At 43.1% G+C, this 21,861-nt stretch carries 30 protein-coding genes and 3 pseudogenes; 30 read left to right on the forward strand and 3 right to left on the reverse strand.

Annotated elements, in window-relative coordinates; all coding sequences use genetic code 11:
* Positions 1–15: 15 nt before the first annotated feature.
* Genes tsaE through lytR form a run of 3 tightly spaced genes read left to right on the forward strand, consistent with a single transcriptional unit; the run spans position 16 to position 2,118 of the window.
* Positions 16–456: a tRNA (adenosine(37)-N6)-threonylcarbamoyltransferase complex ATPase subunit type 1 TsaE gene (gene tsaE / locus ACHUFA_RS00715; RefSeq protein WP_318530318.1), complete on the forward strand. Its 441-nt coding sequence runs from the start codon at positions 16–18 to the stop codon at positions 454–456.
* Positions 449–970 carry a GNAT family N-acetyltransferase gene (locus ACHUFA_RS00720; protein ID WP_394404629.1) on the forward strand — a complete coding sequence of 174 codons (522 nt, stop codon included), beginning with the start codon at positions 449–451 and terminating at the stop codon, positions 968–970. Before tsaE ends, ACHUFA_RS00720 begins: the two co-directional genes overlap by 8 nt.
* Before the next feature lie 2 nt (positions 971–972).
* Positions 973–2,118, forward strand: coding sequence for a glycopolymer--peptidoglycan transferase LytR (gene lytR / locus ACHUFA_RS00725; protein ID WP_222347084.1), 1,146 nt, complete (start codon positions 973–975; stop codon positions 2,116–2,118).
* A 31-nt stretch (positions 2,119–2,149) separates the two neighbouring features.
* Here the strand turns inward: lytR and ACHUFA_RS00730 are convergent, their stop codons facing one another.
* The gene (locus ACHUFA_RS00730; RefSeq protein WP_394404630.1) at positions 2,150–2,446 is read right to left on the reverse strand and encodes a chemotaxis protein; all 297 of its coding nucleotides are present in this window, start codon (positions 2,444–2,446) and stop codon (positions 2,150–2,152) included.
* Position 2,447: 1 nt separating this feature from the next.
* Positions 2,448–2,861, reverse strand: coding sequence for an HIT family protein (locus tag ACHUFA_RS00735; RefSeq protein ID WP_222347082.1), 414 nt, complete (start codon positions 2,859–2,861; stop codon positions 2,448–2,450).
* A gap of 62 nt (positions 2,862–2,923) precedes the next feature.
* On the opposite strand from ACHUFA_RS00735, the gene ACHUFA_RS00740 reads away from it, so the two are divergent.
* The 27 genes and pseudogenes from ACHUFA_RS00740 to ACHUFA_RS00870 all read left to right on the forward strand — a co-directional run bounded on the left by ACHUFA_RS00740 (position 2,924) and on the right by ACHUFA_RS00870 (position 21,087).
* Positions 2,924–3,658, forward strand: coding sequence for an ABC transporter ATP-binding protein (locus tag ACHUFA_RS00740; RefSeq protein ID WP_394404631.1), 735 nt, complete (start codon positions 2,924–2,926; stop codon positions 3,656–3,658).
* Positions 3,655–4,701 (forward strand): ABC transporter permease, encoded by a 1,047-nt coding sequence (locus ACHUFA_RS00745; protein ID WP_394404632.1) that lies wholly within the window; start codon positions 3,655–3,657, stop codon positions 4,699–4,701. The genes ACHUFA_RS00740 and ACHUFA_RS00745 overlap by 4 nt, the downstream gene beginning before the upstream one ends.
* Positions 4,702–4,750: 49 nt before the next feature.
* Positions 4,751–5,545 (forward strand): cell cycle regulator CcrZ, encoded by a 795-nt coding sequence (gene ccrZ, locus ACHUFA_RS00750; protein ID WP_394404633.1) that lies wholly within the window; start codon positions 4,751–4,753, stop codon positions 5,543–5,545.
* Positions 5,542–6,180, forward strand: a complete 639-nt coding sequence (trmB, locus tag ACHUFA_RS00755; RefSeq protein WP_222347078.1) for a tRNA (guanosine(46)-N7)-methyltransferase TrmB — start codon at positions 5,542–5,544, stop codon at positions 6,178–6,180. The genes ccrZ and trmB overlap by 4 nt, the downstream gene beginning before the upstream one ends.
* A gap of 177 nt (positions 6,181–6,357) precedes the next feature.
* Positions 6,358–6,828: a ribosome maturation factor RimP gene (gene rimP / locus ACHUFA_RS00760; RefSeq protein ID WP_222347077.1), complete on the forward strand. Its 471-nt coding sequence runs from the start codon at positions 6,358–6,360 to the stop codon at positions 6,826–6,828.
* A 38-nt stretch (positions 6,829–6,866) separates the two neighbouring features.
* Positions 6,867–8,015: a transcription termination factor NusA gene (nusA, locus tag ACHUFA_RS00765; protein WP_222347076.1), complete on the forward strand. Its 1,149-nt coding sequence runs from the start codon at positions 6,867–6,869 to the stop codon at positions 8,013–8,015.
* A 12-nt stretch (positions 8,016–8,027) separates the two neighbouring features.
* Positions 8,028–8,324, forward strand: a complete 297-nt coding sequence (rnpM, locus tag ACHUFA_RS00770) for an RNase P modulator RnpM (RefSeq protein ID WP_222347075.1) — start codon at positions 8,028–8,030, stop codon at positions 8,322–8,324.
* Entirely contained in the window at positions 8,311–8,619 is a 309-nt protein-coding gene (locus tag ACHUFA_RS00775; protein ID WP_222347074.1) for a YlxQ-related RNA-binding protein, read from the forward strand. Before rnpM ends, ACHUFA_RS00775 begins: the two co-directional genes overlap by 14 nt.
* Before the next feature lie 17 nt (positions 8,620–8,636).
* Positions 8,637–8,757 (forward strand): annotated as a pseudogene (locus ACHUFA_RS00780) (translation initiation factor IF-2 N-terminal domain-containing protein); the annotation flags it as partial.
* Between the two features lie 173 nt (positions 8,758–8,930).
* A pseudogene (gene infB, locus ACHUFA_RS00785) lies at positions 8,931–11,435 on the forward strand (translation initiation factor IF-2); the annotation flags it as partial.
* A gap of 49 nt (positions 11,436–11,484) precedes the next feature.
* On the forward strand, positions 11,485–11,835 hold the full coding sequence (gene rbfA, locus ACHUFA_RS00790; RefSeq protein WP_394404634.1) for a 30S ribosome-binding factor RbfA: 351 nt from the start codon (positions 11,485–11,487) through the stop codon (positions 11,833–11,835).
* Between the two features lie 199 nt (positions 11,836–12,034).
* A complete protein-coding gene (locus ACHUFA_RS00795) occupies positions 12,035–12,316 on the forward strand; it encodes a hypothetical protein (RefSeq protein ID WP_394404635.1) in 282 nt (93 codons plus the stop codon).
* A gap of 171 nt (positions 12,317–12,487) precedes the next feature.
* A complete protein-coding gene (locus ACHUFA_RS00800; protein WP_222347184.1) occupies positions 12,488–12,724 on the forward strand; it encodes a GlsB/YeaQ/YmgE family stress response membrane protein in 237 nt (78 codons plus the stop codon).
* A 99-nt stretch (positions 12,725–12,823) separates the two neighbouring features.
* Entirely contained in the window at positions 12,824–13,351 is a 528-nt protein-coding gene (locus tag ACHUFA_RS00805; RefSeq protein ID WP_394404636.1) for a YqeG family HAD IIIA-type phosphatase, read from the forward strand.
* Positions 13,352–14,458 (forward strand): ribosome biogenesis GTPase YqeH, encoded by a 1,107-nt coding sequence (gene yqeH / locus ACHUFA_RS00810; protein ID WP_394404637.1) that lies wholly within the window; start codon positions 13,352–13,354, stop codon positions 14,456–14,458.
* Positions 14,459–14,474: 16 nt separating this feature from the next.
* Positions 14,475–14,810 (forward strand): DUF6054 family protein, encoded by a 336-nt coding sequence (locus ACHUFA_RS00815; protein WP_222347068.1) that lies wholly within the window; start codon positions 14,475–14,477, stop codon positions 14,808–14,810.
* Positions 14,811–14,828: 18 nt separating this feature from the next.
* Positions 14,829–15,239, forward strand: coding sequence for a DUF5301 domain-containing protein (locus ACHUFA_RS00820; RefSeq protein WP_394404638.1), 411 nt, complete (start codon positions 14,829–14,831; stop codon positions 15,237–15,239).
* A 28-nt stretch (positions 15,240–15,267) separates the two neighbouring features.
* Entirely contained in the window at positions 15,268–15,579 is a 312-nt protein-coding gene (yhbY, locus tag ACHUFA_RS00825; protein ID WP_222347066.1) for a ribosome assembly RNA-binding protein YhbY, read from the forward strand.
* A 9-nt stretch (positions 15,580–15,588) separates the two neighbouring features.
* The gene (locus ACHUFA_RS00830; RefSeq protein WP_222347065.1) at positions 15,589–16,221 is read left to right on the forward strand and encodes a nicotinate-nucleotide adenylyltransferase; all 633 of its coding nucleotides are present in this window, start codon (positions 15,589–15,591) and stop codon (positions 16,219–16,221) included.
* A complete protein-coding gene (yqeK, locus tag ACHUFA_RS00835) occupies positions 16,218–16,808 on the forward strand; it encodes a bis(5'-nucleosyl)-tetraphosphatase (symmetrical) YqeK (RefSeq protein ID WP_394404639.1) in 591 nt (196 codons plus the stop codon). The genes ACHUFA_RS00830 and yqeK overlap by 4 nt, the downstream gene beginning before the upstream one ends.
* 20 nt (positions 16,809–16,828) lie before the next feature.
* Positions 16,829–17,182, forward strand: coding sequence for a ribosome silencing factor (gene rsfS, locus ACHUFA_RS00840; RefSeq protein ID WP_222347063.1), 354 nt, complete (start codon positions 16,829–16,831; stop codon positions 17,180–17,182).
* Positions 17,183–17,228: 46 nt separating this feature from the next.
* On the forward strand, positions 17,229–17,705 hold the full coding sequence (locus ACHUFA_RS00845) for an HIT family protein (RefSeq protein ID WP_222347183.1): 477 nt from the start codon (positions 17,229–17,231) through the stop codon (positions 17,703–17,705).
* Positions 17,692–18,432, forward strand: coding sequence for a class I SAM-dependent DNA methyltransferase (locus tag ACHUFA_RS00850; RefSeq protein WP_222347062.1), 741 nt, complete (start codon positions 17,692–17,694; stop codon positions 18,430–18,432). Before ACHUFA_RS00845 ends, ACHUFA_RS00850 begins: the two co-directional genes overlap by 14 nt.
* Positions 18,433–18,435: 3 nt before the next feature.
* The gene (locus tag ACHUFA_RS00855) at positions 18,436–19,527 is read left to right on the forward strand and encodes a nucleotidyltransferase (RefSeq protein WP_394404640.1); all 1,092 of its coding nucleotides are present in this window, start codon (positions 18,436–18,438) and stop codon (positions 19,525–19,527) included.
* 54 nt (positions 19,528–19,581) lie between these two features.
* Positions 19,582–19,713, forward strand: a pseudogene (locus tag ACHUFA_RS00860) (ion channel); the annotation flags it as partial.
* A gap of 141 nt (positions 19,714–19,854) precedes the next feature.
* Positions 19,855–20,271, forward strand: a complete 417-nt coding sequence (gene ndk / locus ACHUFA_RS00865; protein WP_222347060.1) for a nucleoside-diphosphate kinase — start codon at positions 19,855–19,857, stop codon at positions 20,269–20,271.
* A gap of 102 nt (positions 20,272–20,373) precedes the next feature.
* Positions 20,374–21,087: a MerR family transcriptional regulator gene (locus ACHUFA_RS00870; protein WP_394404641.1), complete on the forward strand. Its 714-nt coding sequence runs from the start codon at positions 20,374–20,376 to the stop codon at positions 21,085–21,087.
* Positions 21,088–21,141: 54 nt separating this feature from the next.
* Here the strand turns inward: ACHUFA_RS00870 and ACHUFA_RS00875 are convergent, their stop codons facing one another.
* Positions 21,142–21,855 carry an MIP/aquaporin family protein gene (locus ACHUFA_RS00875; RefSeq protein WP_222347059.1) on the reverse strand — a complete coding sequence of 238 codons (714 nt, stop codon included), beginning with the start codon at positions 21,853–21,855 and terminating at the stop codon, positions 21,142–21,144.
* Between the last annotated feature and the right edge of the window lie 6 nt (positions 21,856–21,861).

Consider the following 21,861-nt stretch of genomic DNA (forward strand, 5'->3'; position numbering starts at 1 on the left):
GGTATAATATGGCCTATGTATAGCCAAAATGAACGAGAATTAACAACCATTGGACAGCGTCTAGGGAATCTTCTACAGGCAGGAGATATCCTAGTTTTATCTGGCGACTTAGGAGCTGGAAAGACCACCTTGACGAAAGGTATTGCAGCGGGGCTGGATATTGAGCAAATGATAAAAAGTCCGACCTATACGATTGTACGTGAATATGAAGGGCGCCTACCTCTTTATCATCTGGATGTGTATCGGATTGGGGATGAACCGGATTCGATTGACTTGGATGATTTTTTGTATGGTGATGGGGTAACGGTCATCGAATGGGGAGAATTGTTAGACGCGTCCCTTTTAGATGATTATGTGACCGTAACGATCAAACGAAGCGGAGATGGTCGTGAATTGACCTTCGCAGGACATGGTGCTCGTAGTCAGGCCTTGGTGGAGGAAATGGTCTATGGCTGAGCAGGAAGTTGTTTTTGAAGAAGCAAGTCCGAGTGATGCCCAGGTTTTTATTGATTTTATGAGACAGGTGGCTGATGAGACGGACTATTTGGATATGTCCGGTGCTGAGTTTGACTTGTCCCTAGAAGCGATAAAGAAGATTTTTGCCGCCAATTTGGAATCGGTAGATCAATTTTGCCTCTTAGCCAAGATAGGTTCGGAAATTATCGGGCTTGTGAATGTGAAAACAGCTCAACCTTACCGAGTAAGTCACATTGGAAATGTTTTTATTGCTGTAAAGAAGGCTTATTGGGGACAGGGGATTGGTCGGATTTTATTGAAAGAAGTCATTAACTGGGCTGAGTTTTATCAGGTATTGGGGCGTTTAGAGTTGACAGTTCAGTTGCGAAATGAGCGAGCTGTCAAATTGTATCAATCGCTAGGATTTGAGATTGAAGGCTTGCAAAAACGCGGTGCTCGGACAGATCAAGGAGATTGGTTAGACCTGTACTACATGGGGAGAATGGTAGATTAAAGATGAGAATTGGGAAGAAAATTTTTCTGATGTTCTTGGCGATTGTCTTATTGACATTAGGAGCAGTCGGGACTTATGGTTGGACCTTGTACCAATCATCTACATTGGCAGCAGACAAAACCTATAATAATTTAGGTCGCAATGTCAATGACAAGATTATCGAAGCGACAGAACCTTTAACTATTTTGTTAATGGGGGTTGATATGGATCAAGCTACTCGTGGCGGTGAATGGGAAGGTGGACGAAGTGACTCCATGATTTTGGTGACAGTCAACCCTAAAACCCAAAAGACAACCATGATGAGTTTGACACGTGATATTATGGTAGAATTAGCCAATAGCGATGGGAGTTCAGCTGGAACAACAGAGAAGTTAAATCATTCTTATGCCTATGGACAAGCTCCGATGGCGATTGCGACCATTGAAAAGATGATGGATGTTCACATTGACCGGTATGTTCAGATTAATATGGACGGATTACGTAGTTTGGTTGATGCGGTTGGGGGTATTACAGTCAACAACACCTTGGGCTTCACCATCTCTATTTCGGATACAGAACCTGGTTATACGGCTACGGTTGATCCAGGTAAGCAGCATATCAATGGTGAACAGGCGCTGGTTTACTCACGGATGCGGTACCAGGACCCAGAAGGAGACTATGGGCGTCAAAAGCGTCAGCGTGAAGTCATTGGAATCCTTCTTAATAAACTTCTACAATTGGATGGCATTACCCAGTACCAAAAAATATTGGATGTCTTAGCCAACAATATGCAGACGGATGTGAAGATTAATTCATCGACCATTCCAAGTCTTCTGGGCTATAAGGATTCTTTGAAAAAAATTGAGTCTTACCAACTCACGGGTGAGGGGCAAATGGTTAATGAAATTTCTTATCAAATCCCAACCAGTGAACACTTACTTGAAATGCAAAATGTGATTAAGACATCGTTAGGCTTAGATCCTGCTACTGTTTTAAAAACAAATGTTAAAGTTTATGAAAATCTCTTTGGTTATGCGAATCCGATTACGGTTGAAGATGTCTTTACAGGCGAAGTGACCTACGGAACAGGAGAGATTACAGAAATGAGTAGTGTTACTATGTCAGAAAGCTATTCAACAGATGGTAGTCAATCCACTACAACTGAATAAAAAATAACAGAACAGGGGCTCCCCTGTTCTGTTATTTTTGTTCTTGTTCATACTTCTCAGCTATTTTTTGAATTTCTTCAAGATTTCCAGCGATACTTTGTTGGTAGGTTCGGATTTTGTATTGCAAATCTTCAGTCATTGCTCGCAAGGGTTCTTGATAGGATTGAATAGTAGAGAGTTGTTTTTGGATGTTTTGGTAGCTAGCTTGGGCAGTTTTTGCTAGGTCAATCGTTTCATTTGTTTCTTGAGCAATCTTTTCACGATTGCTGACCAGCCAGTAGCTAGCAAGAGCAGCTCCGCCGGCTGCTATGAGTTGGGATAATTTCATCTTATTCTCCTAAGTAGAGGTCTTGAGCTAGTTGTGCTAAGGCAGGGAAGTCTGGTTCGTTGGCAACAAAGTCAATTTTGAGTCCATCGTTTTGGTCGAAACGAGGTAAGAGGTGAACATGGGTGTGAAAGACAGTTTGTCCAGCAGCTTCTTCGTTGTTGTTGATAATGTTGACACCAGCAGCACCTAATTTGTTTTTGAGCTGGCGCGCAATTTTAGGTACACGAGCAAAGAGGGAACTTGCGCTGTCACCATCCATTTCCAACATATTGCGATAATGTGCTTTTGGAACAACCAAGGTATGTCCTTTTGTGACCTGCGTAAGGTCTAGGAAGGCCAGAACTTGGTCGTCTTCGTAGACTTTTGATGAGGGGATTTCTCCAGCGACAATCTTACAAAAAATACAATCTGACATAGTTTGAACTTCCTTTTATAGATTTTTGTTATAATGATTATATCAAAAAATCGGAGAAAAGCATGTTAGAAGTTACGAAACTGACAGGTGGCTATGCCAATATTCCTGTCTTAAAAGATATTTCATTTGATGTGAAAAATGGTGAACTAGTTGGTTTGATTGGACTGAATGGGGCTGGAAAGTCTACCACCATTAAAGAAATTATTGGTTTGTTGACGCCTTATCAGGGAACAATCAGCATTGACGACTTAACCTTGTCTAGTCAGCCAGAAGACTATCGTAAGAAAATTGGTTTTATTCCTGAAACGCCCAGCCTTTATGAAGAATTGACTCTGCGAGAACATCTGGAAATAGTGGCTTTGGCCTATGATTTGGACTTGGAACAAGTATGGACGAGAGTCGAGAGATATTTGAAGATTTTTCGTCTGGATCAAAAATTAGACTGGTTCCCAGTGCAATTTTCAAAAGGGATGAAGCAAAAGGTGATGATTATCTGTGCCTTGATGGTGGAGCCTAGTCTCTTGATTGTGGATGAGCCGTTTTTAGGATTGGATCCAGTGGCTATTCAAGATTTGATCGACCTGTTGGTAGAAGAAAAAGCGCGTGGAACTTCCATTCTCATGTCCACTCATGTCCTAGATTCAGCTGAAAAAATGTGTGATCGCTTTGTGATTTTGCACCAAGGACAGGTTCGAGCAGCGGGGACGTTGCAGGACTTGCAAGACGTTTTTGATCAAAAAGGGGCTAGTCTCAACGAAATTTACCTAACCTTGACCAAAGAAGGAGACGGAGCATGAAGACAGTCTTTCAACAACGACGCCAGCTCTTTCTATCGCGCTGTGCCAAGTATCTACGCTATGTCTTAAATGACCACTTTGTCTTGGTGCTTATGGTTTTATTGGGTTTCTTGCTCGTTCAGTATCGAGAATTGTTGCTGCATTTTCCGGCAAATTCTTGGTATGTCTATCTCTTGATTCTTGCTGTGTTGACACTCTTGTTTTTCGTAGGGCAACCTGCCAGCTATTTAGAAGATGCGGATCAGCTTTTTCTTTTAGTTAAGGAAAATCAGGTTAAGGAAGAACTGGGAAGAGCTGCTCATCGCGCCTTTCTAACTTGGGGTGGTCTTCTGATGTTGGGTTACTTGTTTTTCTTTCCTTTGTACCTGAAATTGAACTGGTCCCCTCTTGTGATAGCGGTTGTTTTATTGGCCTTGCTGATAGGGAAATTTTTCTGGCATCAGAGACAGATTCATAGTCTGTTAACCTCACATGGTTTGAACTGGTCAAGGGCTATTTCCAAAGAAGATGGGCGCAAGCAAAGAATACTTCAGTTTTTTGCTCTTTTCACCACCGTTAAGGGGATTACTAGCAGTGTGAAACGTCGTTCCTATCTAGATTTCTTGCTGGGAATGGTTAAGAAAGAGAAAGGGAAAACGTGGGATTATCTATTTTTACGTGCCTTTTTACGGTCAGGAGATTTCTATCCCTTGACCTTGCGCTTGCTGGGGATGAGTCTTATTTTTCTTGTGACGCTCAAAGAGTCGCTTCTAGCGACGGGTTTGACGGTACTTTTTGACTATCTTTTGCTCTTTCAGTTACTTCCTCTTTATAAGGTCTATGACTACCAGTACCTAGCTCAGCTTTATCCTCTCTCTTCTTTTGAAAAAAGGCAGAGTTGTAAACGCGTGATTGGGCTGATATTTTACGCGGTGCTCTTTCTTCAGGCGATTACTGCCGTCATGCTCTTAACAGATAAAAAATACATTTTTGTCATAGTTGGAATCGGTATCATTTTACAGCAAATTTATTTACCAATAAAAGCGAAAAAATTGTTTGACTAACCGCTAGAAAACTAGTAAAATAGTAAGGAATTTTAGAAAGGAGTCAGGCATGCAGTTTGAAAATAGAGGCCTACAATTACAATCAATTGCGGGTAACAGTGGAAAAGCTTTTAAAGGCCTAAGATCAGATGGTACGCCTGTCTTTGTCAAGTACGAAATGCCTCCAATTGTGTCAGCCTTGGCACGGGAGCAAATTACACCGCCCGTTATTTCCATTAATCGTGAAGTAGGAAAGGGACAACGCGTCGAACAAGAGTGGCTGAATGGTCGCACCTTGGAACGTGTCGATATGACCAGCAAGCAGGTTCGTCAGATTTTGGTGCGTATGCATTTTTCACGTATCTTGTTGAATCAAGCCTTGCAGCTTAATTATAGTTACCAAGAACCACGTGATTTGGTTAAGAAATGGCAAAATGATGTGCCAAATCGGTTGCAGCAAAACACCTATTTACAGTCTGTCTGTAAGGATTTGTTGGCGCACTTGCCAAACTTCCAACAGGAGGCTGCAACCTTCGTTCACGGCGATTTGCACCATAAAAATTGGATTGAAACCACGAGTGGCCTAGTTTACCTCACAGATTGGGAAACAGCTTGTTTGACGGATCGTATGTTGGATGTTGCCTACGTTTTAACCCACTATATTCCTCGTATGTCTTGGGAAGGTTGGCTTAAAGAGTATGGTTACAAGTACAATAAGACAGTTTTGCGTAAAGTTTATTGGTATGGTCAGATGAGCTATCTCAACCAGATTACCAAGTATGCAGAAAGTTACAATTTAGAAGCGGCTAATAAAGAAATTTATGCTCTTCGTCAATTTAGGGAGACATTTTACAAAGAATTATGAGAGTGAGAAAACGAAAGGGTGCGGAAGAGCACCTAGCTAATCACCCCCAATACGTCATCCTCAATCCAGAAGATGCCAAAGGGAAATGGTATGAGGTCTTTGGTAACAATAACCCAATTCACATCGAGGTTGGTTCAGGAAAAGGCGCCTTTATTACAGGAATGGCCTTACAAAATCCTCATATCAACTACATTGGGATTGATATTCAGTTGTCAGTTCTCAGCTATGCCTTGGACAAGGTCTTGGAAAGTGGAGCTACCAATGTTAAATTGCTCCGTGTGGACGGTTCAAGCTTAACCAATTATTTTGAGGATGCAGAAGTGGACATGATGTACCTGAATTTTTCAGATCCATGGCCAAAAACCAAGCATGAAAAGCGTCGTCTGACTTATAAGACCTTCCTTGATACTTACAAACAAATTTTGCCAGAACATGGGGAAATTCATTTCAAGACAGATAATCGTGGCTTGTTTGAGTACAGTCTTGCTAGTTTCTCGCAATACGGTATGACCTTGAAACAAGTCTGGTTGGACTTGCATGCCAGCAATTACGAAGGAAATGTCATGACTGAGTATGAGGCGAAGTTCTCAAGTAAGGGACAGGTTATCTACCGTGTAGAGGCTGTCTTTAATTGAAGTAAAAAGAAAGAGTTCGAGCAATCGGACCTTTTTTGATTTTCTCAGAATCGCCTAAAAACACATATTCCTAGACAAGTTGGTCATTCTATGCTATAATAAATGAAAATAGAGAAGAAAGGGGTTGGTCGTGTACCAACCCTTTGACTTGTTCTCGGATTTTGCGAGGAGGTATGAATGGCAACAATTGTTGAATTGGTGACAGAAGTGGTAGCACCTGCTATCCAAGCACCCTATGAATTAGTTGACGTGGAATATGGAAATCTCGGTGGTGACTATGTCTTGTCTATCTTTGTGGACAAGGAAGGTGGTATTACGCTTAATGATACGGCAGAATTGTCGGAAGTCATTAGCCCACTTTTGGATACTATCAAGCCAGACCCATTCCCAGAGCAGTACATGTTGGAAGTAACCAGTCCTGGATTGGAACGTCCTTTGAAAACACCTGAAGCACTTGAGAAAGCTGTTGGAAGCTATATCCATGTCAAGTTGTATCAAGCGATTGATAAAATCAAGGTTTTTGAAGGAAATCTTCTTAGCTTTGACGGGGATAACCTTGTCATGGAATACATGGATAAGACCCGCAAGAAAGAAGTAACCATCCCTTATCAGACAGTGGCTAAAGCCCGTCTTGCTGTAAAAATTTAAGAAAGAAAGGACCTTTTGAAGTTCAAAAGGAAAAAAACATGAGTAAAGAAATGCTAGAAGCCTTCCGTATTTTGGAGGAAGACAAGGGGATTAAGAAAGAAGATATCATTGACGCAGTAACAGAATCACTTCGTTCAGCTTACAAACGTCGTTTTGGTCAGTCTGAGTCAGCTGCAATTGAATTTGACGAGAAAACAGGTGACTTCCGTGTTTATACAGTTCGTGAAGTGGTGGATGAAGTATTTGATAGTCGTTTGGAAATCAGCTTGAAAGATGCCCTAGCTATTTCATCAGCCTATGAATTGGGTGATAAAATCAAGTTTGAAGAGGCACCAGGTGAATTTGGTCGTGTGGCAGCCCAATCTGCTAAACAAACTATCATGGAAAAAATGCGCAAGCAAACTCGTGCCATTACCTTCAACACTTATAAAGAACACGAAGGCGAAATCATGACTGGTACTGTGGAACGTTTTGACAATCGTTTCATCTACGTTAACTTGGGAACATTGGAAGCGCAGTTGTCTAAACAAGATCAAATTCCAGGGGAAGTCTTCCAATCACATGACCGTATCGAAGTCTACGTTTACAAGGTAGAAGATAATGGTCGCGGTGTTAACGTATTTGTTAGCCGTAGCCACCCAGAAATGATCAAACGCCTCATGGAACAAGAAATTCCTGAAGTTTACGATGGAACGGTTGAAATCATGAGCGTGTCTCGTGAAGCAGGTGACCGTACGAAGGTTGCGGTTCGTAGCCATAATCCTAACGTGGACGCTATCGGTACGATTGTTGGTCGCGGTGGTAGCAACATCAAGAAAATTACAAGCAAATTCCACCCAGCGCGTTACGATGCTAAATTGGATCGTATGGTACCAGCAGAAGAAAATATCGATGTCATCGAGTGGGTAGAAGATCCAGCAGAATTCATCTACAATGCGATTGCACCAGCTGAGGTTGATCAAGTCCTCTTTGATACAGAAGACGGGAAACACGCAACAGTTGTTGTTCCTGATAGCAAATTGTCACTTGCTATCGGTCGTCGTGGTCAAAACGTACGTTTGGCAGCTCATTTGACAGGATTCCGTATTGATATCAAGTCAGCTTCTGAATATGAAGCTATCGAAGCAGCCTTGTACGGTGACGCTGAAGAAGTTGTAGAAGAAACAATCGTCGAAGACCAAGGCTAAGTTGGAGGTACTATGGCAAAAGCTAGAAAAATACCTTTACGAAAATCAGTCGTTTCTGGCGAGATAATTGACAAGCGAGATTTACTTCGCATTGTCAAAAATAAAGAAGGACAAGTATTTATTGATCCAACAGGCAAGGCTAATGGCCGTGGTGCCTACATCAAGTTGGACAATGAAGAAGCCCTTCAAGCCAAGAAAAAACAAGTTCTCAATCGAGCTTTCAGTATGGAAGTGGAGGCAGCTTTTTATGATGAATTGATTGCCTACGTTGACCATAAGGTCAAGAGGAGAGAACTTGGACTCGAATAAAAAAGATAAAATCTTGAGTTTATTAGGATTGGCCCAACGAGCAGGTCGTATCACTTCAGGTGAAGACTTGGTGGTTGAAAGCATTCAGAAAAAGCAGGCTAAACTGGTTTTTTTGGCTCATGATGCCGCTCCGAATTTGCACAAGAAAATTACAGACAAAAGCAAGACTTATCAAGTAGAAGTCAACACCACCTTTTCAACGCTAGAAATAAGCGCAGCATTAGGCAAGGCTAGAAAAGTTCTAGCTGTTACGGATGCTGGATTTACGAAGAAGATGAGGTCTATTATGGAATAGAAGAGGAGGACAAGAGATTGTCTAAGAAGAGATTGAATGAAATCGCTCGTGAAATTGGGCGAACTAGTAAGGAAGTTGTCGCCAAGGCACAAGAGTTGGGCTTTGATGTCAAGAGCCATGCGTCATCAGTCGAAGCAGATGCAGCTCAAAAAATTGCAGCTAGCTTCTCAGTAACAAGTCCAAAAGTAGAAAAAAAAGTGGAGTCAAAACCGGCAGAAAAGCCAGCTCCTGTAGAGAAAAAGGTAGAAAGCCAGCCAGTAGAAAAGGCGACCACACCAGTGACGCCAAGCGCTGAGCCAGCTAAACCTGCTGTTCAACGTCCGCAGAGTCGTAACTTTAAAGCCGAGCGTGAAGCGCGTGCAAAAGAACAAGCTGCAAAACGTGCTCAAGGTCAAGGCAATAACCGTCAACAGAATGATCGCAATAAAGACCGTAATCAGAAAGACCATCGCGATTATCGCAATCAAGAACGTCGCAATGATCAAGGCTCAGGTCGAAACAATGAGCGTCGCCAAGACAATCGTTTCAACGATCGCCGTCGTGATAATCGTTCAGATCAAGGACGTAACCAAGGAAACTTTAATCAAAATCGCCAACAAGCCTCAAGTCCAGTACCAAGTACCAAGATTGATTTCAAAGCACGTGCGGCAGCCTTGAAGACAGAGCAAAATGCAGAGTACGCTCGCAGTAGTGAGGAACGTTTCCGTCAAGCGCAGGAAGCTAAGAAGCAAAAACAAATCAAACCCAAGGAAATTAAGTTTGAAGAGCCAGAAGAAGTTGTAACACCTAAAGCAGCTCCTGTAATCGCTCCAAGTCCAGCGCCTGTCGCAGAACCAGCAGCTGCTGATACCCGTCGTAAGAAACAAGCACGACCAGATAAAAAACGTGACTTTAATAGTGATGTTGAAGATGGTCCAAGAAAACAACAAAAGAATCGAAATAATCAAAATCAAGTGAGAAATCAAAGAAATAGTAACTGGAACAATAATAAGAAAAACAAAAAAGGCAATAATAAACAAACTGTGAAACCAGTCACAGAACGTAAGTTCCATGAATTGCCAACCGAATTTGAATATACCTCAGGTATGACCGTAGCTGAGATTGCAAAACGTATCAAGCGCGAACCAGCTGAGATTGTTAAAAAGCTCTTTATGATGGGGGTTATGGCAACTCAAAACCAATCTTTGGATGGAGATACGATTGAACTCCTCATGGTTGATTATGGTATTGAAGCTAAGGAAAAAGTGGAAGTGGATAACGCTGATATTGAGCGCTTCTTCGTAGAAGATGGGTACCTCAATGAAGATGAGTTGACAGAACGTCCACCAGTTGTAACGATCATGGGACACGTTGACCATGGTAAAACAACCCTTTTGGATACTCTTCGTAACTCTCGTGTCGCAACAGGTGAAGCGGGTGGTATCACTCAGCATATCGGTGCCTACCAAATCGAAGCAGACGGCAAGAAAATTACCTTCCTTGATACACCAGGACACGCGGCCTTTACGTCAATGCGTGCGCGTGGTGCTTCTGTAACGGATATTACCATCCTTATTGTTGCGGCCGATGACGGTGTCATGCCTCAAACGATTGAAGCTATCAACCACTCAAAAGCAGCTGGTGTGCCAATCATCGTTGCCATCAATAAAATCGATAAACCAGGTGCAAACCCTGAGCGTGTTATTGGTGAATTGGCTGAGCACGGTGTCATCTCAACTGCCTGGGGCGGTGACTCAGAATTCGTAGAAATTTCTGCCAAATTTAACCAAAATATTGACGAGCTCTTAGAAACAGTTCTTCTTGTAGCTGAAATGCAAGAATTGAAAGCTGATCCAACTGTTCGTGCAATCGGTACTGTTATCGAAGCGCATTTGGACAAAGGAAAAGGTGCGGTGGCAACCCTCCTTGTTCAACAAGGTACCTTGAATGTTCAAGATCCAATCGTTGTCGGAAATACTTTTGGACGTGTTCGTGCTATGGCAAACGACCTTGGTCGTCGTGTTAAAGTAGCTGGACCATCTACCCCAGTTTCCATCACAGGTTTGAACGAAGCACCAATGGCTGGTGATCATTTCGCGGTCTACGAAGATGAAAAATCAGCTCGTGCAGCCGGTGAAGAACGTGCGAAACGTGCTCTTCTCAAACAACGTCAAGCAACACAACGTGTGTCTCTTGAAAATCTCTTTGATACCCTTAAAGCTGGTGAAGTTAAGACTGTTAATGTCATCATCAAGGCCGACGTACAAGGTTCTGTTGAAGCCCTTGCTGCCTCTCTCTTGAAGATTGATGTTGAAGGTGTTCGTGTCAATGTCGTCCACTCTGCTGTTGGTGCGATCAACGAATCAGACGTGACCTTGGCTGCTGCCTCAAATGCTGTTATCATTGGTTTCAACGTTCGTCCGACACCAATTGCTCGCCAACAAGCTGAAAATGAAGAAGTGGAAATCCGCTTGCACTCTATCATCTACAAGGTTATTGAGGAAGTGGAAGATGCCATGAAGGGTATGCTCGATCCTGAATACCAAGAAAAAATCATTGGTGAAGCTATTATCCGCGAAACCTTCAAAGTTTCTAAAGTGGGAACTATCGGTGGATTTATGGTTATCAACGGTAAAGTTACCCGTGACTCAAGCGTCCGTGTTATCCGTGACGGTGTCGTCATTGCTGATGGTAAATTGGCTAGCTTGAAACACTACAAGGATGATGTGAAGGAAGTTGGGAATGCCCAAGAAGGTGGTTTGATGATTGATAACTTTAACGACCTTAAAGTGGACGACACCATCGAAGCCTACATCATGGAAGAAATTAAAAAATAATCAAAGCTGAGGAAACTCAGCTTTTCTAAGATAAGAGAAAGGAGATAGTATGGGAAATTCATTTCGTGTTGACCGCGTTGGGATGGAAATTCAGCGCGAAGTCAATGAAATCTTGCGTCTCAAGGTTCGTGACCCACGTGTTCAGGAAGTAACCATTACAGATGTTCAAATGCTGGGCGATTTGTCTGCTGCTCGGGTTTATTACACCATCCACTCTACCTTGGCTTCTGACAATCAGAAAGCCCAGATTGGTCTGGAAAAGGCGACAGGCACTATTAAGCGTGAATTGGGTAAAAATCTTAAAATGTATAAAATTCCAGATTTGGTCTTTGTCAAAGACGAGTCTATTGAATACGGAAATAAGATTGACCAGATGTTGCGCAATCTTGATAAAGAATAAAGTTTAAAACGCGTGGAATTATTTTCATGCGTTTTTTTGTATATTTTACCGGCGGCAATTATTGCAAATACAACATAAATGAGATGGAATAATTCCTGTAACAAAAATAATTTAGGAGATCTCTGCGATCTACCATCTTCACTTAGAAAAATTTTATGTAGCTGATACTGCTCAATTTCACCAACTAGCACAACAATTTTTGACCAAGAAAGTTTACAAAGAAGGCTTTCGGTCTCACCTAGCACAAGTTCACGATGTGCAGAAGTTGTTGACAGCGGATTTAGACCAAAAAGAAATCTATCTTGTTCATCATGAGCAAGAAAGTCATGGTTTTGTGGATATGGAGAAGGGGGAAGCGGGGATTTACTTGCTGCACCATCAAAAGCATCATCTGTTCAAGCAGCTACAAAAGCAATTGAATCAGGCTGGGGAGTTGACGGAAAAGACTTGTTTTGGACCATTTTTGGCATTTGTTTGGTAAATGTAAAAAAATACTCTTTATTTTAAGGTTTCTTTAAGGATGGCTGTGTATATTATATCTATTCTTTTTCATATATCTCCTGAAAGCATCGGCAAAATAGTCGGTGTTTTCTTTTTGTGTTTTAGTGAAAAATTCGGTAAAATAGCCAAAAGAGAAAGCGAGGGTTTAGAAATGTTGTGGTCGTTAATGGTTGGTGCCTTGATTGGTGCTGTAGCAGGAGGAATTACAGGGAAAGGCAACTCCATGGGTTGTTTTACTAATATTTTGGCAGGTTTGATTGGCTCATCAGTGGGCCAAAGTCTATTTGGTTCTTGGGGTCCAAGCCTTGCAGGTATGGCTTTGTTGCCATCAATTGCTGGAGCGGTTGTGGTGATAGCAGTGGTATCTTTTTTTCTAGATAAAAAATAAGGAAAATGAGCACTAGGGGAAACCTAGTGTTTTCGTATTTAATGGCTATTTAGAGCGATTTATGATAAAATAAAATAATTAGCAAAAGAGGAGTGACTAGTGAGCGTAGAACAGTATATGCCAGATTTTGCCTTAGAAAAGGCTTATGATTTGACCGTAGAAAGTCTCAAAAAAGAAGGAATTCGGGCAGTCTTTGTCGACTTGGACAATACCTTAATTGCCTGGAACAATCCTGATGGAACGCCAGAAATGCGCCAGTGGCTGCATGACTTACGAGACGCAGGTATTCGTGTCGTTGTAGTTTCAAATAACAATCATGGCCGTGTCAAAAAAGCAGTGGATAAGTTTGGGATTGACTTTGAATCGCGTGCTATGAAGCCTTTTACGCGGGGAATCAAGCGCGCTATGAAACGCTTTGATGTCCAAGCAGACGAGGTAGTGATGGTGGGAGACCAGCTCATGACAGATATTCGAGCCGCTAAGAGAGCAGGTATTCGTTCTATCTTGGTCAAGCCTCTCGTGGTGTCCGATGCTTGGGTTACTCAGTTCAATCGCTGGCGCGAACGCCGTATGCTCAAAAAAATCATTGCAAAATACGGCCCAATTCAGTATAAAAAGGAAATTTAAGTGGAAGAATTATTTTGTATCGGCTGCGGTGCGGCCATTCAGACCAGTCAAAAGGAAGTAGCAGGCTATACTCCTCAGTCTGCCCTTGAAAAGGGACTAGAAACAGGGCAATTGTACTGTCAACGTTGTTTCCGCCTGCGCCACTACAATGAAATTTCAGATGTCAATATCTCTGATGATGAGTTTATGAAGTTGCTTCATGAAGTGGGGGATAGCCATGCCCTAGTGGTCAATGTGATTGATATTTTTGATTTCAACGGCTCTGTGATTCCAGGTCTGCCTCGCTTCGTATCGGGCAATGACGTTCTGCTTGTGGGAAATAAGCAGGATATCTTGCCTAAGTCAGTTAAGACAGGTAAAGTTACTCAGTGGCTGACCGAACGGGCTCACGAAGTTGGTTTGCGACCTGTAGATGTTGTCTTGACATCTGCGCAAAACAAGCAAGCTATCAAGGACCTTATCAAGAAGATTGAAGAGCACCGTAAGGGACGTGATGTCTATGTAGTGGGCGTGACGAATGTTGGTAAGTCAACGCTTATCAATGCGATTATCCAAGAAATTACAGGGGATAAGGATGTCATTACGACCTCGCGTTTCCCAGGTACGACCTTGGATAAAATTGAGATTCCGTTAGATGATGGTTCCTACATTTTTGACACGCCAGGAATTATTCATCGTCACCAGATGGCCCATTACTTAACAGCAAAAAATCTCAAGTACATCAGCCCCAAAAAAGAAATCAAGCCAAAGACCTATCAGCTCAATCCTGAACAAACTCTTTTCTTGGCTGGTTTGGGACGCTTCGACTTCGTGGAAGGAGAGCGTCAAGGCTTTACAGCTTTCTTTGAAAACACCTTGGAATTGCACCGCACCAAGTTAGCAGGCGCAAACGAATTTTATCAAAAACATGCGGGAACCTTGCTGACACCGCCTTCTAAGAAGGAATTGCCAGATTTCCCAGAATTGGTTCGTCACGAATTTACCATCAATGAAAAAACAGACGTAGTCTTCTCAGGCTTAGGCTGGATTCGTATCAATGGCAGAGCAAAAATTGCTGCCTGGGCACCAAAAGGAGTGGACGTCGTCTTGCGGAAAGCCATTATCTAGGCTGAAGGAGGTCGCCATGGCTGAAAAAACGACACTTGTTAGCACGCAAAGAGTTTCATTCACTGACATTCAAGATAGACTGTGTGAAAAATTAGTTGTTGATCCGGTCAATATCGTGCATCGGCGTTTCGGAAAAGTCGAAGTCATGGAGTTGATTTTCGAGAAATACTACTTCCGCACAGGGAGTTTCGCCTGTCTGACCATTCTCTTATTGCGACCGGACGAAGAACACGTTCAGGTAGATATTACTGCGGCAGCAGGAGGTGTAGGAATACTGGACATCTCTTGGGGAAGCCAGAAAAACTTTTTCAAAGCTGGGAAAGCTATTTTAGAAGAATTTGGATTTTGCTAGAAATAGCGGAGGTATCCTATGAAAAAGATAATGATAGCAGTTCTTCTTATCCTTCTCAGTGCAGGTGTTGGATGCTGGTGGTTTAGACCGAGTTCAGGAGAGGCACCGACCTTGCCTAAGATAAGGGAAATTCAAGAAATCCAAATGACAGATTCAAGTGGAGCAGTTGTGCACTTGGATATGGAAGAAAAAATCACTTCCTTTATCTACTTTACCAAGGATTCCCACAAAACTCGCCAAGAGAGCATTAATGATCAGCCTAGTTCGGATTTAAGTCCTTACCAGTTTGATTTGAAATTAAAAAATGGAACAGTCAGACTGTATATTTACCAAAAAGGGTGGAAAACTTATCTAGAAAGTCCATATGTTGGTATTTATGAATTAGATCATTCACTATCAGACTGGTTATCTGGAAAATTAGATTACTAGCTCTGCTATTTTACAAAAAGGAAAAAATATGACATTAACATCAAAACAACGTGCTTTTCTGAACAGTCAAGCACATGCTATGAAGCCAATTGTACAGATTGGGAAAAACGGTCTCAATGACCAAATCAAAACTAGTATCCGTAACGCACTTGATGCGCGCGAGTTGATCAAGGTTAAATTGCTCCAAAATACGGACGAAAATATCCATGAAGTGGCTGAAATTCTAGAAGAAGAGATCGGTGTCGAGTCAGTGGCAAAAACCGGTCGCGTTTTGACCCTTTTCAAGGTGTCTGCTAAGAAAGAAAATCGAAAATTATCTGTTAAAGTGAGAGAAATTTAAGGAGAGCCTATGGCCATTGAATTGCTAACCCCTTTTACAAAAGTTGAAATAGAACCAGAATTGCGCAACCCCAAGCGGAAGCAGGTAGGGATTTTGGGTGGGAATTTCAATCCCGTCCACAATGCTCATCTGGTGGTGGCTGATCAGGTGCGCCAGCAGTTGAACCTAGATAAGGTCTACCTCATGCCTGAATTTACACCGCCTCATGTGGATAAGAAGGAAACCATTGACGAGCTTCATCGTCTTAACATGCTCAAAATGGCCATTGCAGGTATTGATGGCTTGGATATTGAAACCATTGAGTTAGAGCGTCGAGGGATTTCTTATACCTACGAAACCATGAAGCTTTTGACGGAGAAAAATCCTGATACGGATTATTACTTCATTATCGGTGGTGATATGGTGGACTACCTGCCTAAGTGGCATAAGATTGATGACTTGGTGCAGCTGGTGCAATTTGTCGGGGTGCAACGTCCGCGCTACAAGGCTGGGACTTCCTATCCGGTCATCTGGGTGGATGTACCGCTCATGGACATCTCCTCTAGCATGGTGCGCGAGTTTATCAAAAAGGGGCGCACGCCTAACTTTATGCTTCCTCATGAGGTCTTGGACTATATTGAGGAAAAGGGACTCTATCTATGAACTACAGCGACTATGTGAGCTTTTCCCGTGAGGAGCTTTTGGAAAAAATTGCTGGCGCTATGTCTCAGAAACGCTTTACACACGTACTTGGGGTGGAACAGTCAGCCTTGGAATTGGCAGAGCAATGCGGTTGTGACCCAGTCAAAGCCAGTCTAGCGGCCCTTCTCCATGATTATGTTAAGGAAGTAGATGACCAGTTTTTTCTAGACCTGATTGACAAGTATGACTTGGATGCAGACTTGAAAAATTGGGGTAATAATATCTGGCATGGTGTAGTTGGTGCCTACAAGATTGCTGAGGATTTTGGTGTAAGTGACCAAGAAATCCTGACAGCTATTCAACGACATACAGTTGGTGCCGGCAAGATGACACTTTTGGACAAGGTGCTCTATGTGGCAGATTACATTGAACCCAATCGTGATTTTCCAGGTGTGGAAGAAGCGCGAGCTATTGCGCGTGAAGAGCTGGACAAGGCAGTAGCCTTTGAGACAGCTCAAACGGTAGCATTTTTAGCCAAGAAAGCCATCCCAATTCACCCGCAAACTATTGAAACTTATAATAGTTATATCGGATGGTTGAAGAATTAGTAAGAAAATAAAGGAATCATATGAACAAAACTCAATTATTGGAAGTGGTCGTGAAGGCCGCAGATGAAAAACGTGCGGAAGACATTTTGGCACTGGACTTGGCTGGCTTGACAAGCGTGACAGATTACTTTGTCATCGCCTCTGCTACCAACAGCCGTCAGCTGGAAGCTATTGCGGACAATATCCGTGAAAAGGTCAAAGAAGCTGGTGGCGACGCTAGTCATGCCGAAGGCGACAGCAATAGTGGCTGGGTACTTCTTGACCTTAACGACGTTGTCGTACATATCTTCTCAGAAGAACAACGTTTCCACTATAACCTTGAAAAACTCTGGCACGACGCACCAGTAGTGGAAGTGGCGGAGTATTTAGCGTAATCAAAACCTTGTCAATAGACAAGGTTTTTCGTGAAGAGGTAGAAGAATATGCTTGATTTGTTCTCGTATTGAGATGATAAAAGAAAATCAAAATCCGTATTTTGTGAAAGAATTAGAGACAGGCTATGTTGTACTAGGAGACCATCAACATTTTCAAGGCTATACCTTATTTCTTGGGAAGCATCATGTCACTGAGTTGGACCAGCTTAGAAAGCCTGACCGTGACTTATTCTTATCTGAAATGGCAGATGTGGCAGAAGCTGTAAAATTGGCCTTTGAAGCGGATAAGATGAATTGTGAATCACTTGGGAATGGTGATGCTCATGTTCACTGGCACCTCTTTCCTCGGAAAGATGGAGATTTAAGAGAGTATAGTCACAATGGTAAAGGGCCAGTATGGTGGTATCCTATGGAGCTCATGTACCATCAAGATAAAGAACCTACTGCCAAAGAATTGATATGTATGAAAGCAAAACGTCAAGCGGCATTAGAAGAAGTGGAGAAAAAATATGGCAACTTATGAAACTTTCGCATCAGTCTATGATGCTGTAATGGATGATTCTTTGTACGACAAGTGGACGGATTTTTCGCTCCGCCATTTGCCAAAATCAAAAGATCGTAAAAAACTCTTGGAATTGGCTTGTGGGACTGGCATTCAGTCTATTCGATTTGCGCAAGCTGGTTTTGATGTGACAGGGCTTGACTTGAGCGGTGATATGCTCAAAATCGCTGAAAAACGCGCGGCTTCTGCTAAACAGAAAATTGACTTTCTCCAAGGTAATATGCTGGACTTGTCACAGGCTGGTAAGTACGATTTTGTGACATGCTATTCAGATTCCATCTGCTACATGCAGGACGAGGTTGAGGTCGGCGATGTTTTTAAACAGGTCTACGATACCCTCAACGACGACGGCGTTTTCATCTTTGACGTCCACTCAACCTACCAGACCGACGAGGTTTTCCCAGGCTATTCTTACCATGAAAATGCCGATAACTTCGCCATGCTTTGGGATACCTATGAGGACGAGGCCCCACATTCTATCGTGCATGAGTTGACCTTTTTTGTTCAAGAGGCGGATGGCAGCTTTACCCGTCATGATGAAATTCATGAAGAGCGCACTTACGAGGTCTTGACCTATGATATCCTCTTAGAGCAAGCTGGATTTAAGTCTTTCAAACTCTATGCAGATTTTGAAGATAAAGAACCTACTGAAACATCGGCACGTTGGTTCTTTGTGGTGGAGAAATAGCTTATGACAATCACAGGCATCATCGCCGAATTCAACCCCTTTCACAACGGGCATAAGTACCTCTTAGAGCAGGCAGAGGGGGTCAAAATCGTTGCCATGTCAGGCAATTTTATGCAGCGTGGCGAGCCTGCCATTGTTGACAAGTGGACCCGTGCTCAGATGGCGCTGGAGAATGGAGCCGACCTGGTGGTTGAGCTCCCTTTTCTAGTTGCGGTCCAGTCGGCTGACTACTTCGCCCAAGGTGCTGTTGACATCCTTGCCAAGCTGGGTGTGGACAACTTGACCTTCGGCACCGAGTCCGTCCTAGACTACAACCACATTGGGGATATCTATGTGGAAAAAGCCCAGGAAATGGTGGCTTTTTTGGCCAATCAGCCCGCCCACTTCTCTTATCCACAGAAAACCCAGGCCATGTGGGAGCATTTCACAGGCATCCAGTTCTCAGGTGACACCCCTAATCATATTTTGGGGCTTGCCTACACCAAGGCAGCAAGCCAAAAGGGCATCCGCTTGAATCCCATTCAACGTCAGGGTGCAGGCTATCATTCCAAGGAAAAAAACGTGGCATATGCTTCGGCAACAAGTATCCGTCAGCACAAAGCCGACAAGGACTTCGTGAATGCATTTATGCCAAACGCAGAGCTTCTTTTTGCAAGTCCGCAGGTTTCATGGGACAATTATTTTAATTTGCTCAAATATCAAATCCAAACCAACCCAGATCTGACTCAGATTTACCAAGTTAATGATGAGCTAGCAAATCGCATCAAATCCAACATCCGCCATGTGAAAACAGTGGAAGAATTAGTGGATAAGGTAGCCACAAAACGCTATACCAAAGCACGTGTGCGACGGATTTTAACCTACATCTTGGTCAACGCTGTGGAAACCCCACTCCCTCAATCTGTTTATGTTCTAGGTTTTACACAAAAAGGCCGCCAACACCTCAAAACGGTGAAAAATTCTGTGGATATCGTAGCTCGAATTGGAGCAGAGCCATGGGACGCAGTGAGCCAGCAGGCTGACGCTGTTTATCAGTCGGGGGATAAGAGGATAGCGGAGCAGACATGGGGACGAGTGCCGATTACTAAAGCATAAATTGGAGAAGGCTTAGGAGGTTAAATAATTAATTCCCCTTACGACTCCATTTAAGTCACATTAACAACGGTTGGCTATGGGGATACTTTCGCAGTATCATTTTGGGGTAAGGTTTTTACTATGCGATCTTCTCTGTTGGGAATAGCTATTGTTGCTTTACCGGCGGGGATTATAACAGCAGGATAGTTGAATGAAATTAAAGGAGAGTGAGAGGCAGAAATAGAAAGCAAGGTATGGTCATTGAGAGGTGAGTTGAGGATATGGAGAAGAAGTATTCTCAATGAAAGCCTTTTCTGTTATAATAAAAGAAAAACACGGAGGTATCTTATGCAAGAGACATTATTTATCATTAAACCTGATGGTGTGAGACGTGGTTTAGTTGGTGAGGTCTTACGACGCATTGAGCGACGTGGCTTTAAATTGACACGTATGGTCATGAGAGAAGCTAGCAAGGAAATTTTAGCTCAGCACTATGAGGATTTATTGGAGAAACCTTTCTATCATCAGATTGAAACCTATATGATGGAGGGACCAATTGTTGTCGGTACTTTCTGTGGTTCAGATGCGGTGAAAACATGGCGTAAGACGATGGGGGTGACCAATCCAGCTGAAGCTGAACTTGGTACTATCCGTGCTGATTTTGCTCAGGGGCCTGATGACAATGGTGACATGCGCAACATGGTTCACGGTTCAGATTCTGTCGAAGCAGCCAAGCGTGAAATTGCCATTTGGTTTGGCGAGTAGGCTCAGATGAGAAGAGGCGATTATGACAAATAATCGTTTTTTCCATTTACTGCTTGACCCTCACGTCAGGTCATAGCTTATACTACTGATAGAGAGGTAACTATGAAGACAGTTAAAGAGATGAGCACCATCACAGGCATCAGCGTGCGCACGCTTCACTATTATGACCAGATTGGCCTTTTGTCGCCTGCTTTTGTAGGGGAAAATGGCTATCGCTACTATGATGACGACAGCTTTGCTCGTTTGCAGGAGATTCTTCTCTTTCGAGAGCTGGAGTTCCCTCTCAAAAAAATTAAAGAAATCATGGATAGCCCAAACTATGACCGCAACCAAGCGTTGACTGACCAAATCAAATGGTTAGAACTCAAAAAACAACACTTGGAGTGCGTGATTAATCAGGCTAAAGCCATGAAAGGAGGGCTAGACATGACCGATTTTACCGCCTATGATCAGGCAGAACTAGACGCATTCCAAGAGGAAGCCAAAGAGCGTTGGGGACAGACATCAGCTTATCAAGAATTTGAACGCAAACACAGCGACAGCGATTTTTCCCAAGTCCCTCAAGAAATGAACCAAATCATGGCAGGCTTCGGGAAATTGAAGGACTTGCCAGTATCAGATGAAGCGGTTCAGGCGCAAGTCAAGGTTTTGCAGGACTACATCACTGCCAACTTCTACACCTGCACCAATGATATTTTAGCAGGTTTGGGGCTCATGTATGTGGCTGATGAGCGCTTTCTAAAAAACATAGACGCTACAGGTGGCCAAGAAACAGCACAATTTATCTCAGAAGCTATTGAAGTCTATTGTCAGTAATCAGTAAATAGAAGAACCCCTCAGAAAGTCAGCTTTCTGGGGGGTGATTGTTTCTTAAAGCATACCGAGTGCTAGGTTGTAAATGAGAGCACCAAGGATACCACCTACAATTGAACCTGCAACTGGAATCCAAGCGTATGACCAATCTGAATCGCCTTTATTAGCGATTGGGAGAATGGCGTGCATGATACGTGGACCGAGGTCACGTGCAGGGTTAATGGCATAACCTGTTGTTGGACCAAGTGAGAAACCAACAGCGAAGATGACCAAACCAACGATAATTGGACCAAGGCCAGCAGCAACTTTATTTGGTCCGATAGCCATGATGGTCATGATGAGGACAGCTGTTCCAAGGGCTTCGCCAAGGAAGTTTGAAGGTGTATGGCGGATAGCAGGTCCAGTTGAGAAGCTAGCAAGGACAAGCCCTTTATCCTTAGTTTCCTTCCAATGTGGGTAGTAGTGTAACCAGAGGACTAGAGATGCTGCCATGGCACCGAGGAACTGAGCCAAAATAAATGGCACCACTTGACTCCAAGCAAGAGCTCCAATGGAAGCCATTGCAAGGGTTACAGCTGGATTGAGATGGGCAGGGCTAAAAAGTCCTGAAACGTAGACCGCTACGGTACAAGCAATCCCCCAGCCAAGAACGATGGCTACCCAGCCAGTGCCTTCTTCTTTTGTCTTACTGAGGATATTCCCAGCAACAACCCCATTTCCGAGGAGCACTAGGATAAAGGTTCCGATAAATTCACCGAAAAATTGAGTCATGATAAT

Origin of the sequence: Streptococcus hepaticus (assembly GCF_043656315.1) — a bacterium.
Classification (GTDB): Bacteria; Bacillota; Bacilli; order Lactobacillales; family Streptococcaceae; genus Streptococcus; species Streptococcus hepaticus.